This is a genomic window from Paenibacillus sp. FSL F4-0097, from assembly GCF_038593125.1.
Lineage (GTDB): Bacteria > Bacillota > Bacilli > Paenibacillales > Paenibacillaceae > Paenibacillus_AQ > Paenibacillus_AQ odorifer.
Genome location: NZ_CP151965.1, coordinates 6,749,598 through 6,770,796, shown reverse-complemented (window position 1 = coordinate 6,770,796; position 21,199 = coordinate 6,749,598). Strand labels below are relative to the sequence as shown.

Annotated in this window: 19 protein-coding genes; 14 read left to right on the top strand and 5 right to left on the bottom strand. The window is 43.0% G+C overall.

Annotated elements, in window-relative coordinates:
* The first annotated feature begins 95 nt into the window (after nt 1–95).
* The 3 genes from MHH86_RS30385 (at nt 96) to MHH86_RS30375 (ending at nt 6,547) form a co-directional block, all read left to right on the top strand.
* Nucleotides 96–731: a response regulator transcription factor gene (locus tag MHH86_RS30385; RefSeq protein ID WP_076222390.1), complete on the top strand. Its 636-nt coding sequence runs from the start codon at nt 96–98 to the stop codon at nt 729–731.
* An 84-nt stretch (nt 732–815) separates the two neighbouring features.
* The gene (locus tag MHH86_RS30380; RefSeq protein ID WP_076222389.1) at nt 816–5,897 is read left to right on the top strand and encodes an AAA family ATPase; all 5,082 of its coding nucleotides are present in this window, start codon (nt 816–818) and stop codon (nt 5,895–5,897) included.
* Complete coding sequence (locus MHH86_RS30375; protein WP_076105100.1) at nt 5,894–6,547, top strand: response regulator transcription factor; 654 nt, start codon at nt 5,894–5,896, stop codon at nt 6,545–6,547. Before MHH86_RS30380 ends, MHH86_RS30375 begins: the two co-directional genes overlap by 4 nt.
* Before the next feature lie 12 nt (nt 6,548–6,559).
* Here the strand turns inward: MHH86_RS30375 and MHH86_RS30370 are convergent, their stop codons facing one another.
* A complete protein-coding gene (locus MHH86_RS30370; protein ID WP_038573826.1) occupies nt 6,560–6,970 on the bottom strand; it encodes a DUF2752 domain-containing protein in 411 nt (136 codons plus the stop codon).
* On the bottom strand, nt 6,951–7,289 hold the full coding sequence (locus MHH86_RS30365) for a DUF4234 domain-containing protein (protein WP_051491231.1): 339 nt from the start codon (nt 7,287–7,289) through the stop codon (nt 6,951–6,953). Before MHH86_RS30365 ends, MHH86_RS30370 begins: the two co-directional genes overlap by 20 nt.
* Before the next feature lie 221 nt (nt 7,290–7,510).
* Here MHH86_RS30365 and MHH86_RS30360 point away from each other — a divergent pair, with 221 nt between their 5' ends.
* Entirely contained in the window at nt 7,511–7,852 is a 342-nt protein-coding gene (locus tag MHH86_RS30360; RefSeq protein WP_036682263.1) for a zinc ribbon domain-containing protein YjdM, read from the top strand.
* A gap of 77 nt (nt 7,853–7,929) precedes the next feature.
* On the opposite strand, the gene MHH86_RS30355 is transcribed toward MHH86_RS30360, so the two are convergent.
* Nucleotides 7,930–9,594: a diguanylate cyclase gene (locus MHH86_RS30355; RefSeq protein WP_076140617.1), complete on the bottom strand. Its 1,665-nt coding sequence runs from the start codon at nt 9,592–9,594 to the stop codon at nt 7,930–7,932.
* A 284-nt stretch (nt 9,595–9,878) separates the two neighbouring features.
* On the opposite strand from MHH86_RS30355, the gene MHH86_RS30350 reads away from it, so the two are divergent.
* The 9 genes from MHH86_RS30350 (at nt 9,879) to hmpA (ending at nt 18,041) form a co-directional block, all read left to right on the top strand.
* Nucleotides 9,879–10,937 carry an LLM class flavin-dependent oxidoreductase gene (locus MHH86_RS30350; protein ID WP_036682260.1) on the top strand — a complete coding sequence of 353 codons (1,059 nt, stop codon included), beginning with the start codon at nt 9,879–9,881 and terminating at the stop codon, nt 10,935–10,937.
* A gap of 55 nt (nt 10,938–10,992) precedes the next feature.
* Nucleotides 10,993–11,457, top strand: coding sequence for a RidA family protein (locus tag MHH86_RS30345; RefSeq protein WP_036682469.1), 465 nt, complete (start codon nt 10,993–10,995; stop codon nt 11,455–11,457).
* A gap of 177 nt (nt 11,458–11,634) precedes the next feature.
* Nucleotides 11,635–12,669 (top strand): stalk domain-containing protein, encoded by a 1,035-nt coding sequence (locus MHH86_RS30340; protein WP_036682258.1) that lies wholly within the window; start codon nt 11,635–11,637, stop codon nt 12,667–12,669.
* 317 nt (nt 12,670–12,986) lie between these two features.
* Complete coding sequence (locus tag MHH86_RS30335) at nt 12,987–13,460, top strand: pentapeptide repeat-containing protein (RefSeq protein WP_143763109.1); 474 nt, start codon at nt 12,987–12,989, stop codon at nt 13,458–13,460.
* A 112-nt stretch (nt 13,461–13,572) separates the two neighbouring features.
* On the top strand, nt 13,573–14,271 hold the full coding sequence (locus tag MHH86_RS30330) for a response regulator transcription factor (RefSeq protein ID WP_076140624.1): 699 nt from the start codon (nt 13,573–13,575) through the stop codon (nt 14,269–14,271).
* Between the two features lie 108 nt (nt 14,272–14,379).
* Complete coding sequence (locus MHH86_RS30325) at nt 14,380–15,231, top strand: M15 family metallopeptidase (RefSeq protein WP_076105096.1); 852 nt, start codon at nt 14,380–14,382, stop codon at nt 15,229–15,231.
* Entirely contained in the window at nt 15,231–15,752 is a 522-nt protein-coding gene (locus MHH86_RS30320; RefSeq protein ID WP_076140625.1) for a VanZ family protein, read from the top strand. Before MHH86_RS30325 ends, MHH86_RS30320 begins: the two co-directional genes overlap by 1 nt.
* Before the next feature lie 38 nt (nt 15,753–15,790).
* Complete coding sequence (locus MHH86_RS30315) at nt 15,791–16,627, top strand: YitT family protein (RefSeq protein WP_036682251.1); 837 nt, start codon at nt 15,791–15,793, stop codon at nt 16,625–16,627.
* 208 nt (nt 16,628–16,835) lie between these two features.
* Nucleotides 16,836–18,041, top strand: coding sequence for an NO-inducible flavohemoprotein (gene hmpA / locus MHH86_RS30310; RefSeq protein ID WP_076143887.1), 1,206 nt, complete (start codon nt 16,836–16,838; stop codon nt 18,039–18,041).
* Nucleotides 18,042–18,104: 63 nt separating this feature from the next.
* On the opposite strand, the gene MHH86_RS30305 is transcribed toward hmpA, so the two are convergent.
* Together MHH86_RS30305 and MHH86_RS30300 are read right to left on the bottom strand one after the other, a co-directional pair.
* Complete coding sequence (locus MHH86_RS30305) at nt 18,105–19,211, bottom strand: DUF4163 domain-containing protein (protein ID WP_076132759.1); 1,107 nt, start codon at nt 19,209–19,211, stop codon at nt 18,105–18,107.
* Between the two features lie 185 nt (nt 19,212–19,396).
* Nucleotides 19,397–20,245 (bottom strand): metallophosphoesterase, encoded by an 849-nt coding sequence (locus MHH86_RS30300; RefSeq protein WP_036682246.1) that lies wholly within the window; start codon nt 20,243–20,245, stop codon nt 19,397–19,399.
* A 108-nt stretch (nt 20,246–20,353) separates the two neighbouring features.
* On the opposite strand from MHH86_RS30300, the gene MHH86_RS30295 reads away from it, so the two are divergent.
* Nucleotides 20,354–21,175: a methyl-accepting chemotaxis protein gene (locus tag MHH86_RS30295; protein ID WP_036682244.1), complete on the top strand. Its 822-nt coding sequence runs from the start codon at nt 20,354–20,356 to the stop codon at nt 21,173–21,175.
* The last annotated feature ends 24 nt before the right edge of the window (nt 21,176–21,199 follow it).

Sequence of the window (21,199 nt, the reverse complement as noted above, 5' to 3'; positions counted from 1 at the left end):
TAATCAGAAATGCGTCAAATTTAAATGAATACTCTAATTGAAGCTTTTTATACAAAGAAGTAAATAATGTATGCGGTTTAGAGAGAGGTGTTTCTGTGAAAATCATCATTGTAGATGATCATCCTTTAGTTAGAAGAGGGCTGGCATCTGTCATTGCAATGCAATCGGATATGCAATTTGCAGGTGAAGCTACGACTGGCCCGGAAGCACTTGATGTGATTGAAGAGACAAAGCCAGACATTGTCCTCATTGATCTTAAGCTTGCTGATAAATCAGGACTGGATGTCATTAAGATAGCACGTACCCGCGGCATGGTTAGTAAATTCATACTGTTGACTTCCTCTGCGAGCAGAGAGGATTTTTTGAGGGCTGAAGAAGTACTGGTAGACGGATATGTACTGAAAGAGGCACTGCCGGAGGAATTACTCTTTGCTATCCAGTTGGTGTACAAAGGGAGAAAATATTACGATCCTGGCCTAATGGAAGAAAAGATGCGAATGAGCGCCAGCAGTCCAACAGATGAATTGACACCAAAAGAGAAGGAAGTCCTGATTCAGCTTGGACAAGGTGCTTGCAATAGAGTGATTGCCACACGTCTTTTTATCAGTGAATTTACGGTGAAGAAGCATGTCAGTCAGATTTTAGCGAAGCTGCAGGTTACTGACCGGACACAGGCGGCACTGTGCGCCAACGCGATAGGATTAACGAAATATGAAATGTCTTACGAGTAGAACGGCAAGATCAGATGTTATAATGGCTTTAACTACTTTGCAAGATTGAGTATTCTGTCTAATTGTAATTAGGGAGTGCTGTTGATGTTTGAATTGCCAGGATACCAAACCTTAGATCTGATAGATAATACCGCGGATATCAGATTATACAGACTCCTACGTCAAGAGGACGGCCTAAGGGTTATCGCTAAGACAACAATAGGAGAATACCCGGGAGCTGCCATGGTCGATGCTTTTCGTCATGAGTATGACATGCTTAAGCGACTTTGCGGACGTGGTGCAATAGAGGCGTACAGTTTGGAAATTATGGCGGACCGACCAGTCCTTCTCTTAAAAGATATAGAGGGGAGTACTCTTGGGCAGATCCTGCGTATGCCTGTTAATTCACTGGGTCTTCCAGCGCTGCTTCGGATCGCTACAGCTATTGCTGATTGTCTTATGCAAATTCATCGTGAAAAAATAACACTAAATGAACTAACCCCCGCTCATCTAATCGTCAATCCCATTACTTTTGAAGTGAAATTTATTGATATAAGAATGTGCTCTACCGAAAACATCACGAGTCCTTTGTCACCGTTAAGCGGTCGGCCCGATGTTCTGCTTCCTTATATAGCTCCAGAACAAACGGGACGAACCGGAGTCAAACCGGATTACCGTTCTGACTTTTATTCGCTTGGGATCATCCTGTATGAATGTCTCTCAGGCAGCCGCCCCTTTGAGCTGCATGATGTTGTTGATATTGTATATCGTCATCTTGCAGATACACCTGAGCCTCTGCACCGCAAGTTCCCCACTATCCCTCTATCGGTCTCTGATATTGTTGGTAAATGCATGGAGAAGATGCCTGAAGCGAGATACGCCAGCGCATTAGGCATTAAATCGGATCTTGAGGAATGTCTATCCCGTCTAGAAGAATCCGGGCATATTGAGCCTTTTCCACTAGGAAGCTGGGATATCCCAGAGCGATGGATGGTATCAGGACGCTTCTATGGAAGACATCTTGAGCAACAAAGCTTAAGGGAAGCGCTGCAACGAGCATCACAAGGTGCCGTAGAGACGGTCTGGATTAGCGGGGAGAGTGGTATCGGCAAAACAACCTTTCTAAAGGAGACCCTTAGAAATACAGTCTCTTTGGATGGTTTCTTCGCCAGAGGCAAATTCGAATCCCGACATACCTCACTCCCTTATGGCATCTGGCATCAAGTCATAGAAGAGTTGGTTAGTCAGCTGCTGATGGAAACAAAGCTGCAAGTGGAGGTTTGGAAGCTGCGTATTCTACAAGCAGTGGACAACTACGGTCAGTTGCTGATCGATTTTGTTCCTAAGCTTGAACTCTTGATTGGCCCACAACCCTCCGTGCCTTCACTGCCACCGCTGGAAGCTCAGCATCGCTTTCAATTAATCATGAGCCGATTTATTCAACTCTTTCCTCATGAGGATCATCCATTGATCTTGGTATTGGATAATTTGCAATGGGCTGATGATACGTCGCTGCAATATCTCACTTCGCTTATAGAGGATACGGCAACGACTCATCTGCTAATCGTGCTTTCCTATCGCAATCGGGAGATTACAAGGCTGCACCCACTCAGTAGGCTGGAAAAGCATCTGATTGACCGCAACGTAGCGATGAGCAGAATTTCTTTACAAGCGCTTGAACTCACCGATTTAAAACAACTGCTACTTGATGTTATGCGTTACGAGGCAGCTGACTTGGACGAGCTGGCGCGTGTGCTGCTTCATAAGACAGATGGAAACCCGTTATTTATTAAGCAATTCCTTCAAGATTTGATAGATGATCAGCGAGTGGAATTTGATGAGAATATTCGAAGCTGGAAATGGGATCTCCAGCGTATTACTGAATTAAATGTTCCCGATAACGTAGCTTCATACCTTTCAAGTAAATTGAAACAATTTCCTGAACAGACGGTATATGCACTTAGCAGAGCCGCATTCATAGGCAGCCTATTTGATTTACGTACACTTGCTGATATTACGGAGACCCCGATAGAGGCATTGAGCGAAGCGTTGGCGGTTGCTGTACATGGGCGCTTGTTGCAGCCCGTTAACGGGGAGGAATATCCGCATTATAAGTTTCAGCATAACCGCATTCATCAGGCAGCATATGCCTTTATTTCCGAAGAGGAGCGTTCCGAGCTGCATTGGAAGATTGGTCTGTTATTGCTAGGCCGCAGCCCGCTAAGTGAAGGAACGACCCTATTTGAAGCTGTCCAGCATTTGAATCAGGCACTTACATGGTTAGACCGCCCTGAACAGAGGCTTCAACTGGTAGAGCTGAACTTACAGGCAGGGGTAAAAGCGAAGCAAACAACCGCACATGAGACAGCCTTGCAATATATGCTTCAGGCAACGTCATTATTAGCGGAGCAGAGCTGGGAGGCGCAATATGGGCTAACCTTCCGGGTATTTCGTGAGAGGGCGGAGCTCGAATATTTATGTTCCCATTTTGATACGGCTAATGAATTATTCCATCTGTTAATTGATAAAGCTACGACAAATATGGATAAGGCTTACGTCTACGCAATGAAGGTGCAGTTGGAAGCAAGTAATGATAACCACGAAGAGGTGATCTCCTTAGGCCAGCATACCTTATCGTTACTGAAAGTGAAGCATCAATTTGATCCTGGTTATGTTCAATTGACGCTTCAATGGTTACGATTGCGGCGTAGACTCAAGAAGGTCTCACTCGAATCGCTTACTCTTTTACCTCCAATGACTGATGAAGCACGTAGAATCGCAATGTCTACTTTAGATCATTCGAGCAATGCTTGTTTCTACGTCAATCGAGAAGGGTGGCTTGCTTCTTCCTTCACCATGATTGAATTAACGCTTGATTATGGGATGACTCCGGAGGCTTCCATTGGATTCATAGGTTATGCAATGTTTCAATACTATTACTTCCGTAATGATGAAGAGACATTTAAATGGGCCATGCTGGCGTTCAGCTTATCCGAACCCTATCCGAAACAGCATATGACAACCTTAGCCGCGTTCGCCATGTGCTACGATAGCTGGCGGCATTATGATCCTGCTATGCTCCATACATTTACCGAGAAGGCTGGTAAAGTGGGACTGGAATCAGGTGACTTATGGAAGGGCAACCAGAATGTGCTGATCAACTGTGCCTCCCTTTTGCAATTTGGTCATCCTCTCGGCGATATCTATGAGCGATTAATTACTCATTCCGGAGATTTGCTGCGCCATAACAACAGTCTTCATTGTAAGCAGGCTATTGTAGCGGCGGCCATTCTTGTTCGACTGACAGGTTATCGCTCTATAGATGATCCCTTTCCTATCGCGGAGATTAGCGAGCCTGATTTTGCACAGTCGGTTCATGGGGACACCTTTGATTTTATACAAGAAATGGTCTGGATCTATCAGTATTTGACGGGCTATGTATTTGGAGAATACCGAGAAGCCAGTGAGGCATTAGCCAAATCAGCGGCCATTATAAAATCACGCGAAGATGGCTTAGACAGTCCCATGCAGATCATGTATGAATGTTTAGTCTGGGCTCAGTTGTATGAGGAATATAACGCTGAAGAGCAACGTACATATCGGGCAAAAATGCGTAAATGCTTGAAGAAAATGAAAAATCTTGCCAGGCGTTGTCCGGGGAATTATCAGCATAAATATCTGTTGATGAAGGCTGAGTTAACTCGTCTATCGCGAGATCCCCGCCAAGCTGAAGCGTTGTATGAGCAATCCATTGAGACCGCCCGGGTCCACGGTCATATTCACGATTTAGCGATGGCGGCGGAATGTTATGGCAAATATGGGCTTCGTCATGGCAAAATGCATCTGGCAAGAATCTATATGACTGAGGCCTATGAGGCTTATCTGCAATGGGGCGCAAAGGCTAAAGCGGCTGACCTGGAGCAGCAGCATCGCCATTTGCTGCATATTAAACGAGAGCCCGGGCTCGATCGTGTGGATTCCCTTTCTGTGGTAATGTCTGCCCAAGCATTATCGGGCGAGATGGAGATGAGCCGATTATTGGCCACGCTGATGCGAATCATGCTCCACAATGCTGGGGCAGAATATGGGGCTGTTATTTTTGATCATGACGGCAAATGGATGGTGGAAGCTTATGGGACCTCAGAAGCCCAGCATATCGAATCTGTTCCACTTGGGGAAGAATCGGGGTTGGTCCCGGCAGCGATTATAGCTTACGCGGCAAGAACACAAGAACAGGTTGTATTACATGATGCGCTCAGTGAAGGGATATTTACACGTAATACTTACGTTAGGAATAATAGACTGAAATCCGTTCTATGTCTCCCCATCATGAATCAGAATAAATTGGTTTGCCTGCTCTATTTGGAGAATAATCTATCGCCGGGTGTATTTACTCCAAGCAGACTCGATGTGCTCAAGCTGCTTGGTTCACAATGCGCAATCTCAATCGCTAATGCCAAGCTATATTCGGGAATCCAATATCTCAAAAAAAATCTGGAGGATCAAGTGGTAGAAAGAACTCGCAGCCTGGAGCGTTCGATGCGGGAAACATCTGCGGCTTTGGCCGAAGCTACTGTTTTTGAGGAACGCAATCGTATTGCCCAAGAGATTCATGATATTGTCGGGCATACCCTTACATCGACGATTCTGCAGATTGAAGCTGGCAAGCGGCTGCTTCAGAAGAAGGAGATAGACAGCGGCTTTCAGCGTCTGGCAGAAGCCCAGGATCTTGTGCGGCATAGCTTGAATGAAATCCGCGGCTCTGTCCATATGCTGAAAGAGGACAGGTATTCTGACCTAACCGTGATGCTGAGGCAGTTGATTAAAGATACAGAACGCAATGCAGGCGTTGTTGTTCATGCAGTTATTTATGATCTGCCGGAAGCCATGTCAACAGCCTATAAAAAGGCAATCTATCATGCTTTGCAGGAGGGCTTAACTAATGGGATCAGACATGGAAAGAGTGCCGAGTTCCATTTTAGTCTGGAGTCTGTTGGAGCGAACTTGCAGTTTAGACTCAAGGATTGTGGGCTAGGGATGAGTCCAATCGTGATGGGATTTGGACTTAGGACGATGAAGGAACGGGTTGAGCAACTGGGAGGCAGCTTATCCATCGATTCAGAAATGGATGAAGGCTGTTTACTGGAGATTGATCTGCCCATGCGAAGGGTTGTGGATAGAAATTGAGCAAAATAAAAATTGTAATTGCCGATGATCAATTGTTGACGCGGGAAGGACTTCGCACCATTTTGGATCTGGAAGATGATATGGAAGTGGTCGGTGCTGCCAAGAATGGAGAAGAAGCTTGCGAGATGGTTGAAGCACTCCAGCCTGATCTGGTGCTGCTCGATATTCAAATGCCAGTTATGGATGGCCTTAGCGCCTTGAAGCGAATAAAGCAGGTTCGGCCGAACATCTTCATTCTGATTCTGACTACTTTTATAGAGACTGATTATATTGTAGAGGGAATGGCCTACGGAGCAAGCGGCTATATGCTGAAGGACATGGATGCAGATAAAATGATCGCTTCGATTCATGATACGTTATCCGGGCAATTTATTCTGCCAGCTCCGGTAGCAGCCAAACTGGCGTCGAGGATGAACAGGTTAACAGAGGACTATGAACATTGGCAGAGATCGGGTCTGGATCGCATCAGTCTGACAGAACGGGAAGAGGAGCTGGCACAGCTCATTATCCGGGGACTGAACAATCGTGAAATCGCCGATACATTACATATTGCGGAAGGTACGGCGCGTAATTATATTAGCAATCTTTACAGCAAATTAGAAGTGGTTGATCGGGCCCAAGCGATTGTGCGACTGCAAGCTATTTTGTAATAGTTGTTGCTGTTAACGAATTACTGTCGGGGCCAAATATTCAAACAGCGGGAGATTCCTCAGTATTCCAAATGTAACGGTCAGAATCAACATTATAGCCATAATTGCCTGGCTAAGAGGCCGGATTTGCTTCTTATTAGTAATCCAATACAACATATACAGAGGTGCTAAAATAAACAGCAACGGGTTAAATCTAAACGCTTGAATAACGTCGAACTTCAGCAAGGAAAGAATAACTCTTGTCACTCCACATCCGGGACAATACAATCCAGTCCATTCATGAAATGGACAAGGGATACTAATCTTGGTTAAGGGTATCCATGCTTTGAGATAAACTACGCCGACGAGACTTAAGGACACACCCCAAAATAGTTTAGGATGTGTCCTTTTATAAGTCGTAAACTTATACCAGTTTATTAACATCGGATTGTACCAAGGCATACGTGACAATACCCAGACCAAAGAGTGTCAGGATCACATAAAGCACTGAATTATCTGACGGGTATTGGCCGCGCTGTCTTTGAGCTTCAGCAATATGCTTACCTACCTGATAGGCCCAAATGAAGCTCCAGATCCCACACGTAACCAACGTTAAAAGAAAATGTTTTCCTCCTGTAAATGTATAGTCCCCACTCAGTTCGCCTACCTCATTGGTTAGAACAATAAACCAATATATTGTATAGAGCCCACATGTAATTAATGACAAAATAATGGCGAATGCAACACTTCTGCGACTAATCATTACTCACTCTCCTATGTATTTACATAAAAATTCGACATTTCCATCTTATTGAATTAGGAAAAAATATACAAGACAATATTTGAGAATTACTGTCCGCTGTCGAAATCTAGACAAACTTACTGCTGATATCTAGTGGAAACCTTACCAAATATGAAATATACTTTTGAGGCTATGCACTGGAACCACAACTAGATTTACATTAACGAATGGAGGACACTTTGATGTCTACTTTGCCAAATTGCCCGAAATGTAATTCAGAATACACTTATGAAGATGGTAGTTTGCTCGTCTGCCCGGAATGTGCGCATGAGTGGAGCCTCGACACAGAGGCTGAAAGCAGTGAAGAGAACAAGGTTGTCAGAGATGCCAACGGAAATATTTTAAATGATGGAGATGCTATAACTATTATTAAAGACCTTAAAGTAAAAGGAAGCTCATCCGTTCTGAAGATAGGAACAAAGGTGAAAAACATCCGTTTAGTGGACGGAGATCATGATATTGATTGCAAAATCGATGGTTTTGGAGCTATGAAATTAAAGTCCGAGTTTGTTAAAAAGATCTAAAAAATAAGAATCAGCTTAACTTCAACAGAAGTAGGCTGATTCTTTCTTTTTGATATGGTCATTCGCTCAAAGGAGTGTTATCTATTAATCTCAACAATCTGATTTCGTCCGGCATTTTTTGCTTGATATAAGGCTTTGTCCACAGATTCGAATAAATCATTTAGTTGATTGGTCAGGCTTTCTGTATATTGAGCTGCAAAATTACTAATGGACAGCAGTCCCATACTAACAGTAATTGATAGGGCATGAGCAACATCCTCTACATGTACTTTATTAGCTTCTATTATAGATTTGATATGCTTTGCCAAGTGGTTTGCTTGTGTTTGATCTGTATTTGGCAAATAAATGATAAATTCTTCTCCGCCATAACGCGCCAGAATATCCGTCTCCCTCAGCGTTTTTTTAATTACCTCTACCGTGCTGCAAATAACTACATCGCCAATCAAATGGCCGTAATTGTCATTCACTGTTTTGAAAAAGTCGATATCCAGAAGAATAATAGCAAAAGGCTGCTTGAGTTTCATATTTTCTATGATTTCATGCTCTAAGTGTAACGTTAAGTAATGACGATTATAACAACCGGTTAAGCTGTCCGTTATGGCCATCTGCTTAAGTTTTTGGTTGGTCTGAGATAGTTCATTCTGGATTTCAGTTAATGCAGCATTACGCTCTTGCAGGGTCTCGTTCTGGTGATTGGTCTCGGCTATGAGGCGATGCAGCTCGCTTCTGTCCTGAAAAGTAAGAATGCGTCCAACCCTGATTCCACCTACCACAATCGGCGCGGCAGTAATGTTAATGTATGCATTGAGTGAGGTGTAGAATAGTTCAACCTCGGTTCTCTCCATGGGCTGGTTCAAGTATGTATGAAGGAATAAATCGAAAGCTCCGGAAGTTTGCTCCATGGGTGCGATGGTCGACACGTCAAAGCGAGCACCGGTTTGTAGATTGATTCTTGGGAAAAGCGAGCGATTGATTTCTACTACAGTCTCACTATCATCCAGTACAAGAATTCCTTCTGTAATGGTGTCAATGATATCCTGATGGGCGATGGTTACGAGATCAAATATTTTATCCCGATGAATAGCAATTACGAAAAAAATTGCCGAGATTAAGATCCCCAGAGAGGTCAGCCCCGGAATAACTGGATCAGATTTAAGCAACACCACATTAAGAAAAACATCCAATAATATAAATACCGTTAGCACCAGCACCCCTTTGAGCACATGAGCAACCTGTTTTTTGATCCGCTGTGTAGTGTTTGAGACTAGGGCTGAATAGATGATATACAGAGAAATCATTACGCTGGTGGTTAAGAAGATAATAAGCAGCCAAAAAATCGGACCATAATATCTTTCGATATATCCGCCGTTCATAGGGAGAACAAAATTTCCGTTTGGATTAGCGATCACTACTACTATGATCAATGCTGCGAGAATGTATAGGATCAGCGTGTTCTTTTTTCGAAGGAGATGTGAATTTCCAGTGAGAAGTATCGTAAAAAGAAGCCAGCCAATCGTTAACAGAACCGAGTCGATAAATGCGAGCTTCACATAAAACAATTGAAACCTGGGATTGTCGGTTGTTTTGATAGCAAATTGACAGAAGGGCCATAACATCATAGTAAAATGAAATACTAAGTATGCTTTATGTAGGTTAGTGATGGTTACAGACGCAAATATGTAGATGAACAAAGCGAACAAAACAAAAAATAATAATAAATCAATCCATGTCATGATATTCATTTCAGTGACACCTTCTCCCACCCGGTTAACAGTTCTTTCACGTTACCTTGAATTTTAATGGTTTGCCATATGATCATTTGTTCTACGAGAACGGCTATTTGTTTAAGAGTGTTTCAACATATTCCTTCAAAATCCTCTATTTGTAAGCGTGGTTTTGCAAATTTTAAGGATGAGTTTCTCGACAAACTGGGGTTGGACAGAATGATTAGCTTTTTTAACCTTAACTTGTGTTATAATCAAACAAACAATTTAAAGAGGAAATTATAGTTAAGGGGGATTTGTAAGTGGAAATAGGAATAAGCACGTTCGTAGAAACAACACCGGATGTCCAGACAGGTGAAGTGATAAGTCATGCGCAGCGTTTGCGCGAGGTCGTAGAGGAGATTGTGCTTGCAGATCAGGTGGGTTTAGATATATTTGGCGTGGGCGAACATCATCGTAAAGATTATGCGGCTTCTTCTCCAGCAGTTTTGCTGGCTGCGGCGGCCTCACAGACGACACGGATTCGGCTAACCAGTGCGGTTACAGTACTTTCCTCTGATGACCCCGTACGTGTGTTTCAGGATTTCGCTACTCTTGATGGAATCTCAAATGGACGCGCAGAGATCATGGCAGGCCGGGGTTCTTTTATCGAGTCGTTCCCGCTGTTTGGGTATGATTTGAATCATTATGATGAGCTGTTCGATGAGAAGCTGGACTTGCTGCTCAAAATACGGGAATCCGAAAAAATAACATGGAGCGGTGCGCACCGTCCTGCCATTAATAATCTGGGGATTTATCCGCGTCCCGTGCAAAATCCTTTGCCAGTATGGATTGGCAGCGGGGGAAATACAGAATCTGTAATTCGTGCGGGGTTACTAGGATTACCGCTTGTGTTGGCTATCATTGGTGGCAGTCCGCTACAGTTTGCTCCGCTAGTGAAGCTCTATAAGAAGGCTGCAGCACAAGCGGGACATGATGTGTCGAAGCTGCCCGTTGCTTCACACTCACACGGCTTTATTGCAGAGGACAATCAGCAGGCTGCCGATATGTTCTTTCCTTCTACGCAAGCTAGTATGAATGTAATTGGCCGGGAACGCGGATGGGGTCAATACACTCGTGCAAGCTATGATGCGGCACGTAGATTTGAAGGCGCTTTGTATGTAGGTGACCCGGAGACCGTTGCTGAGAAAATCATTCACCTGCGCAAGCAAGTAGGCATCACACGTTTTATGCTGCATGTGCCGCTTGGCACGATGCCTCATAAGGATGTAATGAGAGCCATTGAGCTATTGGGTACCCAAGTAGCACCAATTGTTCGCGCTGAAATATCGAGATGGGAAGCAGAGGTTGAAGCTAAGTAGTAACTATGATCTTACTAAATTATTGATGCTGTTGATAATGGAGGGGGAGATGGGTATGACAGAGCACACTATAGCGAGCAGACTTGAAGCATTAGGAATTGTCCTGCCTGAGGCTAGTGAACCCGCGGCAAAATACGCTAACTACGTAATTGTTAATGGCTTATGTTTTGTATCGGGAAAAGGACCGGCGGGCCATCCCAAAGGAAAGCTGGGACAAGACTACACTACCGAAGAAGGCTACCATTTTGCACGTTTAACGGGTATAGAGATCCTTGCCGTCCTTAAGACAGCTTTAGGTTCTTTGGATAAAGTGAAAAGAGTAGTCAAAGTTCAAGGCTTCGTTAATGCAGATCCCCTCTTTGAAGAACATCATAAAGTGCTTAACGGTTGTTCAGATTTAATGCTGGAGGTGTTCGGAGACAAGGGTCTTCATGCTCGTTCTGTATTGGGTGCTGTTTCTGTAAGGGACAATCTTCCGCTCATTATTGATTCCATTTTTGAGGTAGAGGAACCTGTCTAGCGGGCTCCATGAGGGCATACTTAAAAAGAGGACTGTGGTACCGAAAGGTGATCGCAGTCCTCTTTTTTTAGGTGCTTATGCTGTAGCTAGATGCTCACCCCAATATTTGTAACAAAACTAATTACCCTTTTTTTAGTAACAATAGGTGCACATATCAATCAACGAGGTGATGACATCATGAAGTTTCAAAAGAAAGCTATGTTACTTTTACTACTTACATCTATGCTCTATACTGCTCCGGCCTATGCGGGGACAACGCCTCAGACTCCGGTTACAGCCGTCTATCTGGATGATCAACAGCTACAATTAGAGGCTCAGCCCTTGCTCGTAAACGATACAGTACTAGTCCCTATGCGCAAGTTATTTGAAGCTCAAGGGGCAAAGATTACTTGGAATAATGATACCAAGACCGTTAAGGCAACCAAGGGAGACCTGGTGCTGACCTATCATATTGGCGATCAAGCAGCGAATAAAAATGGCCATTCCTTAAGTGTAGCCGTTCCCGGCCAGATTGCCGGCGGTTATACGATGATGCCACTGCGTTTTGTCAGCGAAGCTTTGGGCAGCACTGTGAAGTGGGATACTGCTACTCGTGCTGTTCGTATCTACTCGGCAGTGGATTACGATACGACAATTCTATATGGAGTTAATCTGCGAAGTTTGCCAGATTCGTCAGCCCAATCAACGGTTCAGCAAATGTTGTCGGCAGGAGATAAGGTACATGTGGTTAGAGAAGTAGATGCTTTATGGTTAGAAGTGCGAACGCAGGATAACAAGAGTGGATATATCTCTGCTAAACCCAAATATAGCAATTATACGAGTGCTGCTCTTGTAGAGCGGCAGGGAAACGAGCTGCTTGCTTACGGAGAAAAATATCTGGGAACGCCTTATGAATTTGGCGCTGCTACTGACCAGACGTCAACCTTTGACTGTTCTTCTTTTGTAGGACATGTATTTAAGGATATGTTGGCAATTGACCTGCCACGTGTCTCTTACAATCAGGCCAAAGAGGGCAAAGAGGTTGGAATTAACGAGCTGCGCAAGGGGGATCTGTTATTCTTCAGTGCACGTGGACTTGATATTGGACATGTGGCGATTTACGCGGGAAATAATCAGATCCTACATACGTACTCCAAGGAGCTTGGCGTTCATTATGAAGCCTTAAGTGACAAGTGGAAGAAACGTTTGGTGACGGCTCGCAGATTGTTTTAGCTAGGTAATAATTAGGCTATAATTATCACGGTGAATAAGCATCCGAATACATTTGGGGGATGAAGCAGATTGGCTAAGACCATAGTAGAAAAGTTGAAATCTCCTCTCCATTAAAATTTATCAGAAAAGAACTCCAGCAAGATGTGTTGAAAGCCTTAAACACCCTATCAGAAGCTAACCGTATAGTCACAATTCTCTACTATATCGACAATTACAAGGTTAGGGAAATCGCCGATTTCCTTGATTTATCCAGCGAAGCTGTTGAGAGTAGACTCCGTAGATCAAGAGCGATCTTAAAAAGGGAGATGTTGAGTACAGTGAATAATAATCTTAGTGAAAACAAATTACAGGACGAATTTAAGAAGAGAGTCTTTCAGGATGAAAGAATGACTGAAACGAATTTTCGCCGTGTGGCTATGGGCCAGAGTGAATTTGATGATATTGATATGCATAAGACAAACTTCTCCAATGTAAATATGGAGGGGACCGGATTCGATAATATTAATATGAGCAGTACCACCTTTAATGACATCAATATGCATTCTGTTAAGTTTAATGAAGTGGGGCTGTGGGAAATAGAGGTTAGTAACAGTGAACTAGGAGAGGCTTATTTCCACGATATTCATTTGTACGGCAAAGGCAATAAGTTTGAGCGATGCCAGCTGAACGGGACATCCTTTGTAGATTGTGATCTTTCGAACGTGGATATAAGAGACTGCAATCTTTCAGGCGTCACAGTAAATGGTATTTCATTAGAGCTATTGTTAGACAGCTATAATAAAAGTAAATAAACTATATAAATCATAGATTTAATTGGAAACCACTTCTTTCTAGGAGTGGTTTTTGAGTTTAGGGTATAATGGATGAAGAGTGTACAGCACAACCTATAGGAGTGAAAAATAGATGAAGCGCATCACCATTTTAATTGCGGATGATGAGGCGGAAATTGCCGACTTGGTGGCCTTGCATTTGCAAAAAGAGGGGTATCATATCCTCAAAGTGTCCGATGGAAGGGCAGCGGTACAAGCCATTGAGTCGCAAACGATAGATTTGGCGATTCTGGATATTATGATGCCGGGGCTGGATGGTTACGAGGTAACCCGCCATATTCGGGAGCATCATCATCATCTGCCGATTATTTTTCTGAGTGCTAAAACTTCCGATCTTGATAAAATCACCGGACTGGTTATGGGCGCAGATGATTATATGACTAAACCGTTTAATCCAATGGAGCTGGTCGCCCGGGTTAATTCCCAGTTGCGGCGTTCCATACAATTCAGTCAGCCCGCAGCCATACCTAAATCGGTGCTAGAGGTTCGGGGATTGATGATTTCACCGGATGAGCATACGGTTACTCTTTATGGTGAGGTCATAGAGTTAACTCCAAAAGAGTTTGATATTTTGCATTTATTGGTTAGCCATCCCAAGCAGGTGTTTAGTGCGGAGAGCATTTTTCAACAGGTGTGGGGCGATGCTTATTATGAGAGTGGGAACACGGTCATGGTGCATATCCGTACCTTGCGCAAAAAGCTGGGCGAAGACATCAATAAGAATAAATTCATTAAGACGATCTGGGGCGTTGGATATACTTTTAATGGGTAAAGCCAGTGAAGTTTATATATTTTAAGAAAAACTTTATATTTGTCCCGCCTTTTCTTTAAAGTGTCTTCGTTATTCTATTCCTATCAAGGAAATGGGAGGACATTGCTGATGAAGAAGTGGGGCTTTTTGGCGTTGGTTGTGTTGTTGCTTGGGTATGCAGCGGCTCGTTATTTACCGAATACGGGCAATTTAGGATACGATGATAAGATCCGCAGAGGATCTATTACAAATAACAATAGTTTAGAGGTGGTAACACAAGATCAGGTGTATCAAGGGGATTTGTTGTTGGTGAATAGACAATACCCGGTACATGAGGATAGTGTGAAGCCTGATATCGTGACCTTATATGAGCAGGCGGATCTGGTGCAGGGTTATGGACTGCTGGATACCTCGATTCGTTTGTCTGAAAGTGTAGCGCATAAATTCAATAAGATGGTCAAAGCTGCCGAAAAAGAGGGTGTGAATCATTTTTTAATTAGCAGCGGGTACAGGGACTTTGAAGAGCAAGAGAAATTATATCAGGAAAAAGGCTCGGACTATGCTTTACCGGCGCAATATAGTGAACATAATTTAGGATTATCTCTGGATATCGGGTCGTCCCAAGCAGAAATGAGTAAAGCGCCTGAAGGAAAATGGCTGCAAAAAAATGCTTGGAAATACGGCTTTATTCTCCGCTATCCGAAAGACAAAACCGAGATTACGGGGATAAAATATGAACCCTGGCATTTCCGTTATGTAGGGTTGCCGCACAGCGCCATTATTCATGAGAAAGGGCTTGTGTTAGAGCAATATTTGGATTTCTTGAAGGAGAACAAAGAGATTTCGACAACAGTAGACGGTAAAGCTTATACAGTAAGTTATTTTCCGGTATCCAAATACACTACGATCAAAATTCCACAGGAAGGGCAATATATGACTTCAGGCGATAACATGGATGGCATAATTGTTACTACATATTAATGACTAAAGAGCCGAAAAAAAAGTCTGCTATAAACCTTTTGCTGGCAGCGATATTTATCGTCTATATGTATTTTTTAATCCGAATTATTTTATTTAAAGGTGCACCGGTTAACTTATTATCGCTTTTGGATCAAGCGGGACGTATGTTTGAACATCCAGACAGGATTTTTAATCGGCGTGGCAACTATATCCCTTTTAAGGAGATCTCACGGGGGATGGGCAATCTGTCACTTTCAGATCCTTTTTCATCTATTAATTTAGTAGGGAATCTGTTGGCCTTTATTCCATTTGGGATCTTGGTGCCTATGCTGTTATCGCAAAAAGTAAGGCTGTTTCAAAGAGTCTTCTTTCTCTCACTGGCGCTGAGCTTCTGTTTTGAATTCACGCAATTAGTATTGTATATCGGTACCTTTGATGTGGATGATCTTATTTTGAACACTAGCGGTGGGGTGGTTGGTTACTGTATCTATAGACTGTTGACTTCTTTCGGATGGATTGCATCTATATCAAAGCGGTGTTAGTATTTGTGGATATAGATCTAGGGTAGAAGGGGCATCGTATGAAAAAGCGTATTTCGGATATTGTTTCCATCATTGTAGGAGCTTTGTTATTCTCCTTGGCCGTTAATTTGTTTGTAATTCCAAACGAGTTCGGTGAAGGCGGGGTCACGGGACTGACTATGATTACTTACTATTTGTATCAGTGGTCACCCGGTATTGTTAGTTTGATTCTTAACGCTTTATTATTAATTGTGGGGTACAAATTTCTAGACAAAACTACGACGGTATACACGATTATTGCGGTGTTTTTCAATTCGTTATTCCTGATTCTTACGAAAAATTGGAATATTGGCAGTGATGAGTTGATAATTAATGCAATATTCGGGGGTATCTTCTCAGGTGTGGGTATCGGGCTGATTATACGAGTGGGTGGAACGACTGCAGGGTCAACCATCATCGCCAGAATCCTACATAAATATTTGGACTGGAACGTTAGTTACGCGCTACTGCTCGTCGATTTAATTGTGGTGTTCGCTTCGTATTTCATCATTGGAGTACAAAGTCTGATGTTTACGATCGTGATGCTCTATGTAGCCACTAAGATAATGGACTTCATTATTGAGGGAGTGAACCCTAAGAAGGCTGTTACGATTGTATCCCAAGAGCAGGACAAAATTGCTGAACAGGTTAATGGAATTATGGATAGAGGCGTCACAGTAATATATGGCCGTGGGTACTATACCAAGACACCTAAAGAGCTGCTGTATATTGTGATTAGCAAGCAGGAAGTGACTATGCTTAAGAAAATCGTCAAATCCATTGATAAAGAGGCATTTATTACCATACACGATGTAAGAGATGTATTCGGAGAAGGTTTTGTGGAGCTGTCAAAATAATAAGATAAAAAGCTATCCCGGAAGCTATAATGGCTGCTTGGATAGTTTTTTTGATTTTGGGTACGTTATTGTGATGGATATCATTGCAATTATTGGTTCGTTCACATTTTTTCAATTTCCCGTGTGATTGAACGCACACTATGGCATGCGAAGCTTCTATATGCTTTTTATAGAGGAATTAATTTATTGCAGGAAAGAGGGTAATTAGATGTTAGATCAACAAACAATTGAAATCATAAAATCAACGGTGCCTGTCTTGCAGGTTCATGGGAAGACCATCACAACTACTTTCTATCGCATGTTATTTGAAAATCATCCGCAGTTACTAAATATATTTAATCACGCCAACCAACGGGAAGGTAAACAGCAGACTGCACTTGCTAACGCCGTACTCGCGGCGGCAATGAATATTGATCAGCTAGGAAATATCTTGCCTGTGGTAAAACAGATTGCGGAGAAACATCGGGCATTGGGAGTATTACCTGAACATTATCCCATCGTAGGTGAGACTTTGTTAGCTGCTATTGGGCAAGTACTTGGCGATGCGGCGACGCCAGAAATTATTGATGCTTGGGCAAAGGCGTATGGCGTGATCGCAGATGCCTTTATTGGTGTCGAAGCAGAGAAGTATCGTGAGGCTGCCGAAATTCCCGGGGGTTGGAGTGGATTTAGAAACTTTGTGGTTACTAAGAAGGTTAAAGAAAGTGAACTTATTACTTCCTTCTACCTTTCTCCTGAGGACGGAGGGGCTATAGCTTCTTACTTGCCGGGTCAATACATCACGGTTCGTGTTCAGCCTGAGGACGAGGAATACACCCATGTTCGCCACTATAGTTTGTCCAGTGCGCCGGGACAGTCGTATTACCGCATCACAGTTAAACGGGAAGGTGAGGGGCCCGATAAACCGGCTGGTGTCGTATCTACTTTCCTTCATGATGTTGTTCAAGTGGGATCTATATTGGAAGTGAGCTCGCCAGCGGGTGATTTCGTACTAAATAAAGATAGTGATCGTCCAGTGGTTCTTATCAGCGGTGGGGTTGGACTAACCCCTATGGTAAGTATGCTGGAGACGTTAATTGCTACGCAGCCAGAACGAGAGGTAACGTACATTCATGCAGCCATCAATGGAAGCTTGCATGCTATGAAAGAAATGGTGGCGGATTTAGAGCAGTCCCATCCTACCCTACGATCCTATGTATGTTATGAAACCCCAAGTGAAGGAGATACGTTCCATAAAACAGGTTATATTGATCTAGCTTGCCTGCAAGAAGTAACAGACGTAAACTCTGAATTCTATTTCTGCGGACCGACTCCTTTTATGAAGGCGATATATAAGGCTCTTAAGGAATGGAAGGTGGCTGAAGACAGAATTCATTATGAATTCTTCGGCCCGGCTGGAAGTTTGGAAGCATAAGCTGTAAAACCAAAAGAGCGTCCCAGTCCTAATGACTGTGACGCTCTTTTTTACAATAGAAGTTTATTTGAAGGCAGCGAATGGGTTAGTTCCCTTTGGTAATATTGAACTGAAATTAAAGGTGTACGTAGGAATTCCAGCCGCATAAGGGGCAATTTCATACTGTTGGTAGAAGATTGCAAGGCCACTCTCGGAAACGTAGAAGTTTGGTTTTTCTGTTAGTCCGCCAGGTGTATCTGGAAAAGCTAGCTCCTTGGTGCTTTCCTTCAACATTTTATCTAATTTTTGTTTGTAGTTTGGCTCTGCCTTCAGCAGGTCCTTAAGTTCTATTGGTTTGCCGTCTTTCAGCGAGAAGGTAAATCCTTCACGAAGGGCTCCACCATGAGCTCCACCTGTATAACCATACTGATCCGTCACTAAGCTTAGTACACCTTCACGGTTAAAGGAGACAACAAAAGTTTGAGAGAAGTCATATTTATTCTCTATAGTGCCATCTCTATGACTAGCCTGTTCTTCGCTCTCTGCGACGAATTGTTCAGCTTGCTTTTTGAAGATTGCATTAATCTTAGTTTGTACTTCATCTGTTAAGCCGCTGATTTTTGGATATTGCACTTTGATACTAGCATTTTTATTACTCTTATCTAAGGTTTCAGAGGTAATTTTGATGTCATTCATTACTTTTTTACTTAGATCAAGTGATTTCAATGAAGGATTATAAACGCCTTGCACTCCTAAATAGTCAGACAAGAGTTTGAATGGAACATAAATCCGGTCGTTGATGACCTTCACATCATGACTGCCGGTCATGCTATAAATGTAATAGCCATTCAGGGTTGTACTAACTCCGTAATCTGAGACCTCCATGTCCAGCTTCATGGAATCGCTGCCCACACTATAAGTTTTAGTGCTTGCATTATAGTTAATGGAAAGGCCAAAAGCATCCCGTAGTACAGTTAAAGGGATCATGGTATTGCCGTTTACTATTTTCGCTTGCTGCGATAAGGTCTGGCCTTTATATTTAAGCACTACAGAGGGTTGCTGTGCGGCTTGTTTTACCGTATTTCCTCCGGTAGTTGCGGCTTGAACTGAAGTTCCTCCTACTAGTCCCGACCCTCCAAGCAATACTCCAGCAGCCAAGATGGCTGAGGTCCATTTCATACTTTTATTCATAACTTAATCTCTCCTTCCCAAGGATGGGCTTATGTAGTTGCAATATGATATTTTTTCCTCTATCACTCCTACAATTATACCTAGGTCCTAAATAGATTTGATTACAAAGGCGGTTACAGTGTTGTTGCATAGATATGCAAAAGGTATATACTTTTTAACCATTTTGTACGATTAAGACACTAGCATTAAGAATGTAAAGTAATTACGGTGAGCTCGGGGCGACAATTAAAACGAACAGGCATACGAGTTACTCCTATCCCGCGAGTGGTGTAGACCTGAAGTTGGCTGTTGGGCAGTTGATATAATCCACTTGAATATTTACTTCCGTGAGGCGGGGTATATAAAGCTCCGACAAAGGGAAGCCGCACTTGGCCTCCGTGGCTATGGCCAGACAATTGCAGATCTATAGGCAGCTTGCAAAAGTCATCGGCGAAATCAGGTTCATGGGCAAGGAGAATTGTGCAAGCCTCTTCCGGGATATGAAGCAGCGCTTGGGCAATGTCTGCTTTTCCGACCCAAGGATCATCTATTCCGGCAATATAGAGCTTGTCCGTACCTTGGGTTAAGACGATATGTTCATTATGGAGCACGTGGAAGCCCGATTGTGTTAGCCCTTTCGTTACAACCTTTCTGGTCCCAAAAGCATCATGATTGCCTAATACTGCATATTGTCCAAAAGGAGCCCGCAACTGAGAGCACAAGGCTACGGCTTCTGAAATATAATCGGCTGAATGATCTAATAAATCGCCGGTGAAACAGATCAGATCTGGATTTACATGTTGAATTTGCTGCGCTAACTCCGTTAAAGCTTGCGGCTTGGAATATACCCCCTGATGTAAATCACTAAAATGAACGATACGAAATCTATCGAAGGCTGGAGGAAGTCTAGGAAGTGTAATGTCTACATATTTGATTTCCAGCCAGTAGGGTTCGATCCAATGTGAATAGATGCCGGATGCACCGGCTGTCCCAAGAAGCCCTAGAGTTACTTGAGCGCTTTTCTGTAGAAATTGTCGTCTGCTAATAGTATTCATAAACAAATCATACGTGGGGATTGTTACTCTACTATGACAATATTCATTTAATAACCCATTGTGACGATAAAACTACATATACATTTTTTTTATATGGGAGATGAAGAGATGAGTATTATCGATGCCTTAGTCCTCGCAGCACCTTATTTCAAAAAGATTCACTCGCAGGATATTATGATTGGAATCACGGACAGGGAGATCTTCCATTATTACGCACCAAGTAAAGTTATTGATCTCGGATTGGTTAAGGGTAACCCTATCCCTCCTGAAGATCTGTCGCTTTCAAATGGACTGAAAGGTATAGCAAGCTCTAACCGAATCCCAGCAGAAATTTATGGAGCTCCTGTAATCTCAACATGTGTACCTATCTACGGAACGGATGATGATGTAATCGGGGTTTTTGCCATTGCCTATACACTAGAGAACGAGAATAAGCTTGAAGGATTCACAGATGAGATTAATGAAATAAGCAGTCATCTAATGGAGATGGTGCAGAGCGTAGCTGCCCAATCTCAGGAATTATCAGCTACTTCGCAGCAAATATTAGATAATACGCGTAGAGCCGTAACGGAATCACAAGAAGTGAATAAGGTTGCCGGCTTCATTCGTGAGATTTCTGAGCAGACGAACCTGCTTGGGCTGAATGCGGCAATCGAAGCCGCGCGTGTAGGAGAGCAAGGGGCAGGTTTTGGGGTGGTTGCTACGGAAGTACGCAAACTATCCGTTAACACTAAAGAAGCAACCCATAATATTGAAAAATCACTGAGTGATGTTCAAAAGTCCATTAAGCAAATGGAGCAAGAAATTGAAGCGATCTCCGCTTCTTCACACTCACAAGCAGAATTGGTCACTGAATTCAGCGGTGTCATTGAGCGCCTGAATAAAGCGAGTAATGAAATGACGTCCTTTATGCAATCCATTATCCAGTAGATAGTGAATGCATAAGATTACTTC

Excerpts from the sequence above, each read along its gene's own strand:
- MHH86_RS30380 (WP_076222389.1), top strand. The coding sequence starts at position 816 with ATGTTTGAATTGCCAGGATACCAAACCTTAGATCTGATAGATAATACC.
- MHH86_RS30370 (WP_038573826.1), bottom strand. The coding sequence starts at position 6,970 with ATGTTAATAAACTGGTATAAGTTTACGACTTATAAAAGGACACATCCT.
- MHH86_RS30365 (WP_051491231.1), bottom strand. The coding sequence starts at position 7,289 with ATGATTAGTCGCAGAAGTGTTGCATTCGCCATTATTTTGTCATTAATT.
- MHH86_RS30360 (WP_036682263.1), top strand. The coding sequence starts at position 7,511 with ATGTCTACTTTGCCAAATTGCCCGAAATGTAATTCAGAATACACTTAT.
- MHH86_RS30355 (WP_076140617.1), bottom strand. The coding sequence starts at position 9,594 with ATGAATATCATGACATGGATTGATTTATTATTATTTTTTGTTTTGTTC.
- MHH86_RS30345 (WP_036682469.1), top strand. The coding sequence starts at position 10,993 with ATGACAGAGCACACTATAGCGAGCAGACTTGAAGCATTAGGAATTGTC.
- MHH86_RS30340 (WP_036682258.1), top strand. The coding sequence starts at position 11,635 with ATGAAGTTTCAAAAGAAAGCTATGTTACTTTTACTACTTACATCTATG.
- MHH86_RS30330 (WP_076140624.1), top strand. The coding sequence starts at position 13,573 with ATGAAGCGCATCACCATTTTAATTGCGGATGATGAGGCGGAAATTGCC.
- MHH86_RS30325 (WP_076105096.1), top strand. The coding sequence starts at position 14,380 with ATGAAGAAGTGGGGCTTTTTGGCGTTGGTTGTGTTGTTGCTTGGGTAT.
- MHH86_RS30320 (WP_076140625.1), top strand. The coding sequence starts at position 15,231 with ATGACTAAAGAGCCGAAAAAAAAGTCTGCTATAAACCTTTTGCTGGCA.
- MHH86_RS30315 (WP_036682251.1), top strand. The coding sequence starts at position 15,791 with ATGAAAAAGCGTATTTCGGATATTGTTTCCATCATTGTAGGAGCTTTG.
- hmpA (WP_076143887.1), top strand. The coding sequence starts at position 16,836 with ATGTTAGATCAACAAACAATTGAAATCATAAAATCAACGGTGCCTGTC.
- MHH86_RS30305 (WP_076132759.1), bottom strand. The coding sequence starts at position 19,211 with ATGAATAAAAGTATGAAATGGACCTCAGCCATCTTGGCTGCTGGAGTA.
- MHH86_RS30300 (WP_036682246.1), bottom strand. The coding sequence starts at position 20,245 with ATGAATACTATTAGCAGACGACAATTTCTACAGAAAAGCGCTCAAGTA.
- MHH86_RS30295 (WP_036682244.1), top strand. The coding sequence starts at position 20,354 with ATGAGTATTATCGATGCCTTAGTCCTCGCAGCACCTTATTTCAAAAAG.